The sequence below is a fragment of the Flavobacterium pisciphilum genome, from assembly GCF_020905345.1.
Classification (GTDB): Bacteria; Bacteroidota; Bacteroidia; order Flavobacteriales; family Flavobacteriaceae; genus Flavobacterium; species Flavobacterium pisciphilum.
The window spans coordinates 2,881,605-2,895,242 of the sequence record NZ_JAJJMO010000001.1 but is presented as its reverse complement, the minus strand read 5'-3'; the positions used below and the strand labels follow the sequence as shown (position 1 = coordinate 2,895,242).

Annotated in this window: 14 protein-coding genes; 9 read left to right on the top strand and 5 right to left on the bottom strand. The window is 33.0% G+C overall.

Annotated features, from left to right (window positions below):
• Positions 1-38: 38 nt before the first annotated feature.
• From LNQ49_RS12225 to LNQ49_RS12200, 6 genes are all read left to right on the top strand, one after another.
• Entirely contained in the window at positions 39-1,013 is a 975-nt protein-coding gene (locus tag LNQ49_RS12225) for a PorP/SprF family type IX secretion system membrane protein (RefSeq protein WP_229989148.1), read from the top strand.
• 166 nt (positions 1,014-1,179) lie between these two features.
• On the top strand, positions 1,180-2,367 hold the full coding sequence (locus LNQ49_RS12220; RefSeq protein WP_229989146.1) for a phosphoglycerate kinase: 1,188 nt from the start codon (positions 1,180-1,182) through the stop codon (positions 2,365-2,367).
• A gap of 107 nt (positions 2,368-2,474) precedes the next feature.
• The gene (locus LNQ49_RS12215) at positions 2,475-4,316 is read left to right on the top strand and encodes a LysM peptidoglycan-binding domain-containing protein (protein ID WP_229989145.1); all 1,842 of its coding nucleotides are present in this window, start codon (positions 2,475-2,477) and stop codon (positions 4,314-4,316) included.
• Between the two features lie 55 nt (positions 4,317-4,371).
• On the top strand, positions 4,372-5,349 hold the full coding sequence (locus LNQ49_RS12210; protein WP_229989144.1) for a DUF4837 family protein: 978 nt from the start codon (positions 4,372-4,374) through the stop codon (positions 5,347-5,349).
• 136 nt (positions 5,350-5,485) lie between these two features.
• Positions 5,486-6,130, top strand: coding sequence for a DUF1579 domain-containing protein (locus tag LNQ49_RS12205; protein ID WP_229989143.1), 645 nt, complete (start codon positions 5,486-5,488; stop codon positions 6,128-6,130).
• Between the two features lie 263 nt (positions 6,131-6,393).
• Positions 6,394-6,840, top strand: a complete 447-nt coding sequence (locus LNQ49_RS12200; protein ID WP_229989142.1) for a GNAT family N-acetyltransferase — start codon at positions 6,394-6,396, stop codon at positions 6,838-6,840.
• A 44-nt stretch (positions 6,841-6,884) separates the two neighbouring features.
• Here LNQ49_RS12200 and LNQ49_RS12195 read toward each other — a convergent pair whose 3' ends face one another.
• Positions 6,885-8,522: a S41 family peptidase gene (locus LNQ49_RS12195; RefSeq protein ID WP_229989141.1), complete on the bottom strand. Its 1,638-nt coding sequence runs from the start codon at positions 8,520-8,522 to the stop codon at positions 6,885-6,887.
• A 97-nt stretch (positions 8,523-8,619) separates the two neighbouring features.
• The gene (rnpA, locus tag LNQ49_RS12190) at positions 8,620-9,042 is read right to left on the bottom strand and encodes a ribonuclease P protein component (RefSeq protein WP_229989139.1); all 423 of its coding nucleotides are present in this window, start codon (positions 9,040-9,042) and stop codon (positions 8,620-8,622) included.
• Between the two features lie 126 nt (positions 9,043-9,168).
• On the opposite strand from rnpA, the gene LNQ49_RS12185 reads away from it, so the two are divergent.
• The 3 genes from LNQ49_RS12185 to LNQ49_RS12175 all read left to right on the top strand — a co-directional run bounded on the left by LNQ49_RS12185 (position 9,169) and on the right by LNQ49_RS12175 (position 11,650).
• Positions 9,169-9,903, top strand: a complete 735-nt coding sequence (locus LNQ49_RS12185) for a lysophospholipid acyltransferase family protein (RefSeq protein WP_229989138.1) — start codon at positions 9,169-9,171, stop codon at positions 9,901-9,903.
• A 10-nt stretch (positions 9,904-9,913) separates the two neighbouring features.
• Positions 9,914-10,906: an acyl-ACP desaturase gene (locus LNQ49_RS12180; RefSeq protein WP_229989137.1), complete on the top strand. Its 993-nt coding sequence runs from the start codon at positions 9,914-9,916 to the stop codon at positions 10,904-10,906.
• A gap of 90 nt (positions 10,907-10,996) precedes the next feature.
• Positions 10,997-11,650 carry an HD domain-containing protein gene (locus tag LNQ49_RS12175; protein ID WP_229989136.1) on the top strand — a complete coding sequence of 218 codons (654 nt, stop codon included), beginning with the start codon at positions 10,997-10,999 and terminating at the stop codon, positions 11,648-11,650.
• Between the two features lie 114 nt (positions 11,651-11,764).
• Here the strand turns inward: LNQ49_RS12175 and LNQ49_RS12170 are convergent, their stop codons facing one another.
• The 3 genes from LNQ49_RS12170 to LNQ49_RS12160 all read right to left on the bottom strand — a co-directional run bounded on the left by LNQ49_RS12170 (position 11,765) and on the right by LNQ49_RS12160 (position 13,635).
• Positions 11,765-12,295 carry a hypothetical protein gene (locus tag LNQ49_RS12170; protein ID WP_229989135.1) on the bottom strand — a complete coding sequence of 177 codons (531 nt, stop codon included), beginning with the start codon at positions 12,293-12,295 and terminating at the stop codon, positions 11,765-11,767.
• Between the two features lie 47 nt (positions 12,296-12,342).
• Positions 12,343-12,744, bottom strand: a complete 402-nt coding sequence (locus LNQ49_RS12165) for a hypothetical protein (protein ID WP_229989134.1) — start codon at positions 12,742-12,744, stop codon at positions 12,343-12,345.
• Positions 12,745-12,852: 108 nt separating this feature from the next.
• On the bottom strand, positions 12,853-13,635 hold the full coding sequence (locus tag LNQ49_RS12160; RefSeq protein WP_229989133.1) for an enoyl-CoA hydratase/isomerase family protein: 783 nt from the start codon (positions 13,633-13,635) through the stop codon (positions 12,853-12,855).
• Between the last annotated feature and the right edge of the window lie 3 nt (positions 13,636-13,638).

Here is a 13,638-nt window from a genome sequence, read left to right as displayed (position 1 = left end):
ATAACAAAGTAATTATGTTATCTAAAATTAAAAATACAATGAAAAAAATTATCATATCATTTCTACTTATGGCTGTAACATCAGGTTACAGCCAAGAGTTAAATTTGCCAGTTTTTACACAGTACCTAGCCGATAACCCATTTGTAGTATCTTCAACATTTGCAGGTATTGGGGATAACCTTAGAATACGTGCCAATGGTTTAACGCAATGGGTAGGTATCAAGGATGCACCCGATAACCAATCGCTTTATGCCGATTTTAGAATTTTGGATCGTTCAGGAGTGGGAATCTCGCTTTATAATGATAAAAATGGTTATACCAGACAAACTGGTGCCAAAATATCATTTGCTCACCACTTGATTCTTGATTATTATTCAAAACAATACCTGTCATTTGGTATATCGTATAATATCAATAATTTTAAAATCAATATAAACGAGTTCACACCAACGTACGATAATCCACTTCCGGATCCAAGTATTACTGACAATCGATTCGTTTCTAATAACAACTTTGATGTAGGTGTTTTGTACCGTAATAAGGCGTTTTACTTAAGCCTTAATGCAAGTAACATCCTAAACAAGGAAATAGATAGATTTGATGGGATAGAGCCTAATTTGCTTCGAAACTATCAAGTGTATACAGGATATGTTTTTAGAGGAGCTGAAAATAACCGAATCGAGTTCGAACCATCAGTTTACTACCAATTGTTTGCTAGTGATCAACGTTCAAGTACCGATTTCAACTTTAAATTCAGACAATACAACCGTTACGAAGATTATTACTGGTTAGGAGTTTCATATCGATTCTTGAATGATCAGTTCTTTCAACCCTTGATGGTAGGTCCGATGGCAGGTTTTAAAAAGTCAGATTTTTATTTTGGATATTCATACCAAGCATCACTAAACCGAATTGGAGCCTATAATTCAGGGACCCATGTGGTAACGATAGGATTCGATTTCCTTCAAGCAATTAGTAACTGCCCATGTACCCAAAATCCGGTTCATGATTGATAATTAATTTAGCTTATTTTAAAGATTTGTGTATTATTTAAAATAATTATCAAATTACAACGTTTTCGTTTATATAAACCTGCGTTTTTTATTTTTATCAAATTTATTACTAAGTTAAAAGTTCTATATTTGTTATTCTTTCAAAAAAACTAAAAAACGTACCTTAATGAAAACTTTAAAAGATTTTAATTTTAAGAATAAAAAAGCAATAATTCGTGTTGATTTCAATGTACCATTAGATGAAAATTTTAATGTAACAGATGCAACACGTATTGAAGCTGCAAAACCTACAATTGATGCCATTTTAGCACAAGGAGGTAGTGTGATTTTAATGTCACACCTTGGAAGACCAAAAGGAGTTGAAGAGAAATACTCTTTAAAACATATTTTAAAAACAGCTTCAGATATCTTAGGAGTTCCAGTTCAGTTTGCTACAAATTGTGTTGGAGAAGTTGCCAAAGATGCAGCTGCAAATTTAAAACCAGGCGAAGTTTTATTACTTGAAAATTTACGTTTTCACGCCGAAGAAGAAGCCGGAGATGTTGCTTTTGCAAAAGAATTAGCATCATTAGGTGATATCTATGTAAACGATGCTTTCGGAACAGCACATAGAGCACATGCTTCGACAACAATAATTGCCCAATTTTTTCCTAACGAAAAATGTTTCGGGGCATTATTGGCCAAAGAAATAGAAAGCTTAAATAAAGTACTTAAAAATAGTGAAAAACCAGTTACAGCAGTTCTAGGTGGATCTAAAGTTTCTTCGAAAATTACAGTTATCGAGAATATTTTAGACAAAGTAGACCACATGATTATTGGAGGAGGAATGACATTTACCTTCATCAAAGCACAAGGTGGTAAAGTAGGAAATTCTATTTGTGAAGATGACAAATTAGAATTAGCACTTGAAATTTTAAGACTAGCTAAAGAAAAAGGAGTACAAATACATATTCCAGTTGATGTTATTGCTGCAGATGATTTCTCAAATACAGCAAATACACAAGTAGTAGATGTATATGAAATTCCTGATGGATGGCAAGGTCTTGATGCAGGTCCTAAATCATTAGAAAACTTTGAAAAAGTAATCATGGATTCAAAGACGATCTTATGGAATGGACCATTAGGAGTTTTCGAAATGGAATCTTTTGCTAAAGGAACAATTGCTTTAGGAGATTATATTGCTGCATCGACTGCAAATGGAGCTTTCTCACTAGTAGGTGGAGGAGATTCAGTAGCAGCTGTAAAACAATTTGGTTTCGAAGAAAAAATGAGTTATGTATCTACCGGAGGTGGTGCAATGTTAGAAATGTTAGAAGGTAAAGTTTTACCTGGAATAGCAGCTATTTTAGACTAACTACCTCATTTTTAACACTTTTTAAAGAGTATTTTAGTTTGTAGTTATTAAGTTTGCAAATAATGGCATTATAATTGTTTGAAATATAGCCAGTAGAAATATACATTATGATTGTAAAAAATACCACATTATCAGTACTCCTGTTATCCACAATGGGCTTGTTTGCACAAGATGTTGCACAAACAAATACCGTTGTAAAACCGGAAATCAAAATTTCATATTTAGATTCAGTTAAGAAATCATTCGTAAAAGATGAATATGCAACTCGCGTAGATAGTCTTTGGATGAAGGAATTGGTGAGTTTAGATATTTACGAAGATTTATCAAAAGATATCCAAACAATAAATACAGATGCAAAGGTAGATTATGAATTGCCAACAGAGTTGCTAAAACAACGACTTGAAGCAATGAATGAAAAATCGCCCTTTAATATTCAGTATAATCAAGGGTTGGAAAATATTATAAAGTCATTCCTAAAGAATCGTAAAAAATCATTTTCTCGATTAATGGCTTTATCAGAGTATTATTTTCCAATGTTCGAAGAAGCATTTGCTAAACAGAACGTTCCTTTAGAAATAAAATACTTAGCCGTTGTAGAATCTGCTTTAAACCCTAAAGCAGTTTCTAAAATGGGCGCTACAGGACTTTGGCAATTCATGTACCACACAGGTAAACAATACAATCTAAAAATAGATTCGTTTATCGATGAGCGTAGTGATCCCTTAAAAGCCTCAGCTGCTGCTGCCGAATACATGTCAAAAATGTTTAACATATTTGGCGATTGGGAACTGGTTCTAGCATCTTATAATTCAGGTCCAGGAAATGTATCTAAAGCGATTCGTCGTTCAGGAGGAAAAAAGACATATTGGGATATTCGTAATCACTTACCAAAAGAAACACAAGGATATGTTCCCGCTTTTTTAGCAACAATGTATCTTTATGAATACCACAATGAACATGGAATAAACCCGGATAGAGCTGTCGTACAACATTTCCAGACAGATACTATACGAATTAAAGAGAAAATGACATTTAAGCAAATTTCTAGTTTGCTTGATATTCCCGAAGCCCAGTTACAGCTTTTAAACCCTTCGTACAAACTTAATGTAGTTCCGTTTTATCAAGATGAAGAGCATTTCTTGAGGTTACCAAAAGAAAAAGCTTCTGTGTTTGCTTCAAATGAAGATAAGATTTATGCTTACCTTGATCATGAAGTAAGCCCAAAATCAAATCAGGTTCAAACATTAGTTGCAACAACGAAAGCAACTTCGCCTAGAGCAACGCAAACAGTTGTTTCAAAAACACAACTTTATAAAGTTCGTTCAGGAGATAATTTAGGTTCAATTGCCAACAAATACAATGTTTCAATTGTACAGTTGAAGAAATGGAATAATCTAAAAAGTAATTCAATCGCTTTAGGTAGAAACTTAAAAATTATTTCAGAAAGCAAAATTATCAAGAAAGACATTAACGAAGTAAAATTGGTTCCAGCAGTTGATAAAAAACGTACTGAAGAAGCCATTGCTAGTGTTGAAGATAAAAATACAAAAGAAGCACAACCATCACTTTATGTGGTGCAGGCAGGAGATAACTTAAGCAGTATTGCAAAGAAGCTTAATGTTTCAGTAGCTGACCTAAAAGAATGGAACGGACTTACTGCAGAGAACATGGATATGGTATCTTCAATGAAGAAGTTAGTAATCCATTCAAAAGCTGAAGAATCAGATGAAGCTCCAGAAATCATGGTGGCATCAAATAATATTGATACATTTAAGAAAAAAACTGCTTCTGTAAAAAATATTGGAGTTGATTATTATGTCAAAAAAGGAGATTCGTTATATAGTATCGCCAAAAAATATCCAGGAGTAACTATTTCGGATATTAAAAAATGGAATGACATTGAAAACGGAGATATTAAACCCGGAATGAAACTCAAAATAAACGGATAATCAAAAATTGTATATAAATTTGGGTTTTATTTCAGAACTTAACTAAAAATTAAAAATGAATAAAACCCATTTTTTATTGCTTATAATCCCGTTTTTGTTATTCTCATGCCTTAAAAAGAATGAGAAGGTACATCAGCATAAGAATAGCAGTAAGATCAACACAATCTCGATTATTATAGATGATCAGTTGTGGTATGGAGAAGTAGGAGATAGTATCCGAAATAAATTTGCTTCACCAGTTGTTGGGCTTATCCAAGAGGAGCCTTTATTTACCATAAATCAATATCCAGCCAAATTATTAGAAGGTTTTATGACCGATGGGCGAAATATTATTGTGGTTAAAAAATCGAATGTCAATAAATTCGAAATCACCAAAAATGTATACACATCACCACAGAATGTGTTCCGAATATCAGGAAAATCAGTTTCGGATATTATAAATGCTTTTGAAATTCATACACCGCAAATCATTCGAATCATTAGAGAAACTGAAATTGCAGAATGTCAAAGAATCAACAGCAAATCTTTGATGAATCCTGCGATATTGAATAACAAGTTTCACATAAAGTTAGATGTTCCAACTGGATATGAATATGTTTTACATAAACGTAATTTTATTTGGCTAAAAAAGGAAATGGTAAGTGGCAGTACGAGTTTGCTTATTTATCAAGTTCCAATAAAAAATATTACCAAGAATTCAAATATAGTAGGCAACATCGTTAAGATGCGAGATTCTGTAGGTAGCTATATTAAAGGGAGAGAACCCAATACCCGAATGATTACCGAAGAAGCTTATGCACCTTATTTTTCTAAAATAACCTTAGATGGGAAAAAAGCATTTGAAACAAAAGGGACATGGGATTTAAGAAATGATTTCATGACTGGACCATTTGTGAATTATGCAATTATAGATGAATCGTATAACCGTATACTAGTTCTAGAGGGATTTTGTTATTCGCCTTCGCATGAAGAACGAGATTCGATGTTAGAACTAGAAGCGATAATCAAATCGGTTAAAATCAACAAGCGATAAACTTTAAATCGGTTGAAATAGTAGTGAAACCATTAGAAGGTCTTTTTTAAGTATAATTTTAAAACTAGAATCTAAAAATGGACTAATTGTTATTTTTCTTAATTTTGTTTTGTAATAAACTTTAAAACAAATACTTATGAGTAAAATAACTGTAATATCCGTATTAGTAGTCCTGTGTTTTGTTTCTTGCAAAAAAGAAGGAAACACAGAAGTTATGCCCAATAAAGCGTCAGATAGTATTAAAACAGAAGCACCTGTTGCAGAAGTACCATTAGATTCAGTGGCACAAATGAAAGCATGGCAAGCATATGCTACGCCAGGAACTCCACATAAATTAATGGCAGATGAAATTGGAACATGGAATTGTGATATGACTTTTTGGTCTGCACCCGATGGAAAACCAGAAAAAGCAACTTCAACCGCTGATATTAAAATGATTTTGGGCGGTCGTTATCAGGAAGCTAATTATCAGGGAAAAATGATGGGACAACCATTTGTAGGGAGAAGTACTCTTGCTTACAATAATGCCAGCAAAGAATATACAACCACTTTTATAGATAATATGGGAACGGGAATGTTGGTCGCATACGGGAAATATGATGATAAGACAAAAAGTATCGAACTAAAAGGGGATATGGTCAATCCGATGAATGGTATAAAAACACCATATCGTGAACTATATACTATTGTTGACGCTAAAACCCGAAAAATGGAAATGTTCGATGTGAAAAACGGCAAAGAGTTTAAAAGCATGGAAATTATCATGACTAAGAAAAATTGATTCTTAAACAAATAATTAAAAGTCCTGATTGCATTTTGTAATCAGGATTTTTTTTAAGTCTTAATTTATTTTGGCAACATGCAATATAAATTTTGGATGGACAATTGTAGTGCATATCCGGGCAGTTGTAAATTTACTTTAGGTAAAGTCGTTGGATAATAAATTGGTTTTTTATGAAATCTTTATACTAAATCCCGATTGTAATTCGCAATCGGGATTTATATTTGGTGTAATTTTGTTTTTTAATGATTAAAAGTAGACCGATGAAACCAAATTGGAAAATAAAGCCTTTTGAGGCATTAACTGTTCACGAACTATATGATACCCTAAAACTAAGAAGTGAAGTCTTTGTTGTAGAGCAAAACTGTGTTTATTTGGATATTGATGGCAAAGACAAACTAGCTTTACATTTAATAGGCGAATATGAAGGTAAAATTGTAGCACATGCACGTCTATTTGATGCGGGAATTAGTTTTGATAACGCATCAATAGGAAGAGTAGTTGTAAGTGCAGATTATCGAGATAAAAAATGGGGACATGATTTAATGACAGAAGCAATAGCAGGAATCAAAACGCATTTTGGTAAAACTGATATTACTATTGGAGCCCAACTATATTTGCAAAAATTCTATGAAAGCCACGGTTTTGTTCAAACCAGCGAAATGTATCTGGAAGATGATATTCCGCATATAGATATGGAGAGAAAATAAACGATATAAAAAACCCAAAATCATTGATTTTGGGTTTTTTAGTATTACATTTTTAAGATAGACTTATATTCTGTTTGATTGTTTAAAATGCCAACGGCTTTTTTAATCTCAGAATTGTTTTTAATATAATATCGATACAAACCTTCTTGATATTGGTATCTTTTTATTAACTCTTCTAAAATTAGATTCTTAATTTCTTTTTGATTTTTGTCAAGCAAAGTAGTTTCGCTTTTCTCCAGAGCATTCAGTAATTGCTGATATTCAGCAGTAATAGTCTCGTCTATTTTTTCTTTCTTGGCAGCGGTCAAAGTGTTTTTCAGTGCTACTTCAGTTTCAGTGTCAAATGTGATTTTATTCGTTTTCAAAAATTGTTTAAAGCTATTGTAATCAGCATCAGTTAAGTTCGGAACTTGGGTTCCTAGATTAGGGTTTTTATAGTAGTAACTTGTTGCATAGTCAAATATACCGTCGTTTTTTAATAAAGCATTGGTAATAGGGCTCAATTTGGTTTCATCCAATTCAATATCTGGCATAACGCCACCACCATCATAAACAGTTCTGCCTTTTCTGGTTTTAAAAGCATTAAAGTTTTTAGCATCAGTTTTTGTAGCCACCCCATTTTTATCTTTATGAGCATAGTCTAATGCCTGAATGCATCTTCCAGAAGGAGTATAATAGCGAGAAATAGTAACCTTTAATTGCGTTCCATAAGTAAGATCAACAGAACGTTGAACTAAACCTTTTCCAAAACTGCGGCTACCCAGAACAACGGCACGGTCTAAATCCTGTAATGCCCCCGAAACAATCTCAGATGCCGAAGCGCTTCTTCCATTAACTAAAATTGCTAGCGGAATCTGTGTATCTATAGGCTCTTTGGTAGTTTTATAAGTATTGTTGTGTTTTTCGATTCTTGATTTTGTAGTTACAATAACTTCATTTTTTGGCACAAAAAGATTGCAAATATTTACTGCTTCATTAAGAAGTCCACCAGGGTTTCCTCTCAAATCCAAAACAATCTGTGTAGCACCGTCACGTTTAAGTTGTTCTAATGCGTTTTGTGTTTCGGCAGAAGCTTTACGGCTAAAATGAGCCAAAACGATATACCCCGTTTTATCATCTATTTTACCAAAGAAAGGAACCGATTTAATATCTACTTCATCTAGAACAATATCAGTAGTATTTGTTTTTCCTTGACGGAGATATTTTACTGCAATTTTGGTGTTTTTGGCTCCTTTTAATAATTGCGAAGCATCATCTTTAAAGTCAGCAATTAAGACATCACCAATTTGAATAATTTCATCACCAGCCTTAAGTCCAGCTTTATCGGCAGGATAATCTTTATATTGTTCTTTTATGATTAATCGATCGGCTTTTCGGGTAATCAAAGCACCAATTCCAGTATATTCTCCAGTATTATTAATTTTAAAATTGATAACATCTTGCTCATTGAAGTAAACAGTGTAAGGATCTAAACTACCCAACATGCTCTTAATGGCTTTGTCCATTAGATCACCAGGATTGGTTTCGTCTACATAATTAGTGTTAACGGCTTTAAATAAGGTTGTGAAGATTTCTATTTGTTTGGCAATTTCAAAGAAGTCATCTTTGAAACTGGTTCCAATGAATAAAAATGCAGCTGCAACAATTGGAATTATAATTTTTTTTTTGAAAAACGTGACCATGTTTGTGAGTTATCTTAAATTTCAGAGTACTAAAATAAGAATAATTCAGCAACATTAACGCGGGTCTATGAGGAAACACGTTTTAGAAAGACAAAAACTATTGAATAGTATCGTTTTGTAAATCTGTTTTAGCCTCAGGAGCAGGATTTGGATTTAGCTGAAGTAAAAATTTTTCAAACAATTGAATCGTTTTAGTATTGATTTCGTCATAAGACAACCTGTCTTTTGTTTGATAAAAGAGCATAAACGAATAAGGCTTGTCTAAATTATCAAGCAAAATATGTTTGTTTAATCTATACGTTTCGCGTAAAACACGTTTGAAGTAATTGCGGTCAACAGCTTTTTTGAAATATTTTTTGGATACCGAAACACCCATTTTAATTTTCTCATTTTCCTCCAAACCTCCTGAATAATAAACCAATCGCAACGGATATTTAGAAACTGATTTCCCTTCGGAAAAGAGTAGTCCAATTATTGTTTTGCTTTTTAGTCGTTCGTTTTTTGGGTATGTAAAGCTCATCTTTTGTTTTAGGAAAATACTGTGGATTATGCAACAAAGGTACAATTTAACAACAAACCTATTATTATTTACGATTTAATTAGAGCTAAAAATATATTTATTACTTTTGCAGCTAATTTTTTAAGCATGCAAAAACTTATTTCGTACCCCATATCCGTTATTTATTATTTGTGTTTTGGATTTTGTTTAGCAATCTTCCATCCAATTCAATGGGTTTGTCTTAATGTTTTTGGCTACCAAGCGCATAAAAAAAGTGTTGACTATCTCAATTTCTTTTTGGTAAAATGTACTAACCTTGTAGGGACAACCTATAAATTTGAGAATAGAGAATTGATTCCTGAAGGAGTTCCCATCATTTTTGTTTCAAATCACCAAAGCATGTACGATATTGTGGCAATGATTTGGTATTTACGCCGTTTTCATTGTAAATTTGTAAGTAAGAAAGAGTTAGGTTCTGGAATACCAAGTGTATCTTATAATTTACGCCATGGAGGTTCAGTCCTAATTGATAGAAAAGACCCTAAACAAGCCATTCCAGTAATCAAAGGAATGTCTGAATATATTGAAAAATACAAACGTGCTGCCGTAATCTTCCCAGAAGGCACTAGGAGTAAAACCGGAAAACCTAAGGAATTTGCACAAAGCGGCTTGAAGATATTATGCAAATATGCACCATCTGCATATGTTGTACCAGTTAGTATTAATAACTCATGGAAAATGGTAAAATTTGGTTTTTTCCCTGTGGGTTTAGGAAATCATCTTACCTTTACCATTCATAAACCGTTAGCAGTGAAAGATTATGATTTTGCTACGATAATGGAGAATACGGAAAAGGCTGTAGTAGAAGGAATTAAAATTTAAATTATATAAAATGTCTATAAAGAACATTCGATTAGAAGTAATGCAGTTTTTAGAGAAAAACGTGGACAGCTTCGTTGAACAGTATTTAATACCTGTTGAGAAAATTTGGCAGCCGTCAGATTTTTTACCTAATTCAGAAAAAGATACTTTTTTTGAAGAAGTAAAAGAGCTACGCGAAATTGCTAAAGAGTTACCATACGATTTTTGGGTAACTTTAGTAGGGGATACTATTACCGAAGAAGCTTTACCTACTTATGAATCATGGTTAATGGATGTAGAAGGTATCAATCAAGTTGAAAATGGTGGAAATGGATGGTCTAAATGGATCAGACAGTGGACAGGTGAAGAAAACCGTCATGGTGATTTACTAAACAAATATTTGTATTTATCAGGTCGTGTAAACATGCGTGAGATAGAAATGACTACACAGCATTTAATCAACGATGGTTTTGATATTGGAACAGGAAGTGATCCATATAAAAACTTTGTATACACTAGTTTTCAAGAGCTAGCAACTTATGTTTCACATAACAGAGTAGCACAAATGGCTAAGAAATATGGAGATAATAAATTGTCTAAAATGTGTAAAATGATTGCAGGTGACGAAATGCGTCATCACCATGCATATAGCGAATTTGTTACTCGTATTTTTCAAGTAGATCCTAGTGAAATGATGCTTGCTTTTCAATACATGATGAAAGCAAAAATCGTTATGCCTGCACATTTCCTTAGAGAATCGGGACAAAAAATAAGTACCGCTTTTGAACAATTTTCAGATTCAGCACAACGTATCGGAGTTTACACCGCTAGTGATTATGTTGATATCATGCAAAAGTTAATTAACAAATGGGAAATTGATAAAATTGGTGGACTTACTGATGAAGCTGAAAAAGCCCGTGACTATTTGATGAAATTACCTGGAAGAATGGCGAAAATTTCGGAAAGATTGGTTATTCCTCAAGAATCACATATTTTTAAATGGGTAGAACCTGCTAGATTGTAATATACAGATCGCCTTAAAAAATTAATAAATATATGTTGATTGTTGAGACTTTAAAGTTCTCGCAATCAACATTTTTTTTCATATATAGCCATGATTCACAACGAGATTATTAATAAGACCATCACTTTTGTAAAAGAGAAGCTAAATGATGCTGAAGGAGGGCATGATTGGTTTCATATTGAACGAGTATATAAAAATGCACTTTTAATTGCTAAAAACACTCCTTGTGATGTTACAGTGGTTAAATTGGGAGCTTTATTACACGATATTGCAGATAGTAAGTTTCATAATGGAGACGAGACTATCGGACCTAGAACTGCCCGTTTGTTTCTAGAATCGGAGAATGTTTCAGAAGATATTATAGCACATGTTGTTAAGATTATCGAAAACATATCATACAAAGGAGGTAATTTTGAAAAGAAGTTTAGTTCAATAGAGTTAGATGTTGTACAAGACGCAGATCGATTGGATGCTATTGGAGCTATTGGAGTGGCAAGAGCATTTAATTATGGAGGATTTAAGGATAGAACGCTTTATGATCCTTCTATTGCGCCAATAACAAATATGACTAAAGAAGAGTATAAAAATAATAAAGCACCAACAATTAATCATTTCTATGAAAAACTGTTGTTGTTAAAAGATAAAATGAATACCGATACAGGAAGACAAATCGCTGCTGAAAGACACCGTTTTATGGAAACGTTTCTTTCTCAATTTTATGCGGAGTGGGAAGGGGTGAAGTAGGATTCAGTTTTCAGTTTCAGTGCTGTATTGTGGAAATGGAGTATTTAAACAACATTGAATTATTCGGTAAAAGAAAAGAGCCAAAGTTTAATCGATTAAACTTTGGCTCTTTTTTTATTCTTTAATACTATAAAGTATTTTTTGGAAATCGGCTTTGTATTTGTCTTTGTCCTCTAGAGATGACCAAGATAAGACTTTGTAATAAGCACTTTTTGTTTCTACAATCCCAACAAAGTAGTAAATGCTATTGTTTATTTCTTTGTCAAAATAGCTTGCATCAGCCTCTATGAAATTAATGTCGCCTTTTTTAGTTGCTTTAGATTTTGATACGTTTCTCTTTTCTTCATCTTTTAAAAAGTCTTTAATGAAATCTTCATAAAAATCAGCAACAGAGGTATAATTCATATCAAGAAGTTTCAATTCTTCTTTGGTGTCAAAAATAACTATTCCGTAAATATCTTTTACTTCGTTTTTGTACTGTATCGCTGCAGAGCTGTTTAAGTCGGCAGTTTTACCCATATAATCAGGTAGACTTATATTAAAAATATGTCCGGCTTTATATTCTTTCATAGTACTTTGAGCAAAAATTGCTGTACTCATTAAAAGAGATGCCATCAAAAATAAAGATGTTACAGTAGTTTTCATTTGGTAATTTTATGGGTTTAGGTTTAAAATGATAATTTTGTTAGTAACTACACAATGCCTTTTTCAATCATCTCAAGCATTACAGGAGATGCGTTTTTAAAGGTTGGTGCTTGCTCAATGATACTTCCTACATTCTTTTTGTTTACTTTAAAAGTAACATCAGCTTCGGTTGTGAATAATAGAGCAGTTAAAAATGGGTTTTTGATGTATGGAGCTAGCACAATAAAAGACTCGTCAAGTGTGTGGAAACTTTCTATTTCTTCAGTTTTATAACGTGCAGTTAGCGATACACCATAAGTATTGTCTTCGTTGATAACAAGACGAATATAAATGTTTTTCAATTCGGTGTCACCTATCGTTTTGGCTAATGTTAGTTTAGCAAAAGTACCGCTTAGGATACTTTCCTTTACTTTTTGCCAAAATTCGTTTAATACAGGTTCGTAAGACATAATGTTGTTTTAATATTATAATTTGTTTAACCGCAAGGCTCGCAAAGATTTGCGCAATGAACGCTAGAAAAAATCAGAGAAGTTTTGCGTACTTTGCGTTTACAAACGCTATTTTCCAGTAAAAACTGCTTTTCTTTTTTCTAAAAATGCAGTAGTTCCTTCGATAAAGTCTTTTGTTCCAAAGCATTTTCCGAATGATTTTATTTCTACGTCATAACCATTTTTGCCATCTTTATAATTAGCGTTTATCGCTTTGATTGCTTTAGAAATAGCTATTGGAGCATTCTTGATTATCTTTTCTGCAATACCGTTGCAATAAGCAATAAGTTCAGCCTGAGGCACTACATGATTAACCAATCCGTATTGTTTGGCTTCCTCAGCGTTAAGCATTCCTGCAGTCATAATCATTTCCATTGCACGGCCTTTACCAATAAGTTGAGGTAAACGCTGTGTTCCTCCATAGCCAGGTATAAGACCTAGAGAAACTTCTGGTAATCCCATTTTTGCATTGTCAGATGCAATTCTGAAATGGCAAGCCATTGCTAATTCTAATCCGCCACCAAGAGCAAAACCATTAACTGCAGCAATAACAGGTTTCTTTAGGTTTTCGATAAAATCAAATAACTTCTCTTGACCTTCAGCTGCTAGAGCAGTTCCTTCTTCGATAGTATAATTAGCAAATTCAGATATATCAGCACCAGCTACAAAAGCTTTTTCTCCACTTCCAGTTAAAACAATCACACGAACATCATTGTTTTTTGCTAATAATTTAAAAGCCTTTTGTAAATCATTAATTGTCTCTTTGTTTAAAGCATTAAGTTTAGTTGGACGATTAATTGTAATAGTTGCAATCTTCCCTTCGATTGTAATTAGTATGTTTTCGTAGTTCATGAT